The sequence below is a fragment of the Mesorhizobium sp. M7D.F.Ca.US.004.03.1.1 genome (assembly GCF_003998635.1).
GTDB classification, from domain to species: Bacteria; Pseudomonadota; Alphaproteobacteria; order Rhizobiales; family Rhizobiaceae; genus Mesorhizobium; species Mesorhizobium loti.
Genome location: NZ_RZQG01001374.1, coordinates 1 through 1,118, shown reverse-complemented (window position 1 = coordinate 1,118; position 1,118 = coordinate 1). Strand labels below are relative to the sequence as shown.

Annotated in this window: 2 protein-coding genes; both read left to right on the top strand. The window is 64.9% G+C overall.

Annotation, left to right across the window (positions count from 1 at the left end):
• The coding region (locus EN935_RS37195) for a M20/M25/M40 family metallo-hydrolase (RefSeq protein WP_127374298.1) at nucleotides 1-378 on the top strand (378 nt) is incomplete at its 5' end.
• An 18-nt stretch (nucleotides 379-396) separates the two neighbouring features.
• Nucleotides 397-1,118 (top strand): amidohydrolase (locus EN935_RS37190; protein WP_127374297.1); only part of this gene is annotated, 722 nt, incomplete at its 3' end.

Genomic DNA, 1,118 nt, shown 5'->3' with positions numbered 1-1,118 from the left:
ATCGATCTGCGCGATCCCGACGAACAGCGCCTGCAGGCGGAGGAGGCGGAACTTGCCGCCTATCTCGAGCAGCTTGCCGCCGCCGAGAAGGTGACGATCTCGGTCGAGCAACTGGCCCGCTTCGAGCCGGTGATCTTCGATCTCCGCATCGTCGAACGTATCGAGGCCGCCGCGAGGGCCCGTGGTCTTGGCGTCAAACGGATGACATCCGGCGCCGGCCACGACGCACAGATGATGGCGCGGATCGCGCCGGCAGCGATGATCTTCGTGCCGAGCGCCGGTGGCATCAGCCACAATCCGCGCGAGCACACCGAAGATGGCGAGCTTGTTGCCGGCGCCAACATCCTGCTTGATGTGGCCGCGCAACTGGCAAAGTAGGTCAGGAGGGGCAGAAGAATGTCTGAACTCGATCGCGATGCACTGAAGCAGGAGATGATTTTCTGGCGGCGCGATTTGCACGCGCATCCCGAATTCGGTTTCGAGGAGGAGCGCACCGCCGCCTTCGTCGCCGCCAAACTGCGCGAATTTGGGTTGGACGATGTCACCGAAGGGGTTGGCGGCACCGGCGTCGTCGGCACGCTGAAGCGCGGCAGCGGCAACCGGGCGATTGCGCTCAGGGCCGACATGGATGCATTGCGCATCACCGAGCAGTCGGACGCGCCCTACCGCTCCGGCAATCCCGGCATCATGCATGCCTGCGGCCATGACGGCCACACCACGATGCTGCTCGGCGCGGCAAAGCTGCTGGCAGAGCAGGGCGGTTTCGACGGCACTGTGCGCTTCATTTTCCAACCGGCCGAGGAATGGGGCAGGGGGGCGCTAGCCATGCTCGACGATGGGCTGATGCGGCGCTTTCCCTTCGACGAGATCTTTGGCCTGCACAACATGCCCGGCCTGCCGATCGGGCATTTCGAGACCCGCGCCGGCCCGGTCATGTCGGCCGAGGATAATTTCGAGATCGTGCTCAAAGGGCTCGGTGGCCATGCCGCGCGGCCGCATGCGGGAAACGAAACACTGGTCGCCGCCTGCGCGCTGGTCACCAATCTGCAGACCATCGTCTCGCGCCGGCTGAGCCCGGCCGACATATCGGTGGTTTCGGTGACCGAGCTGATCACCGA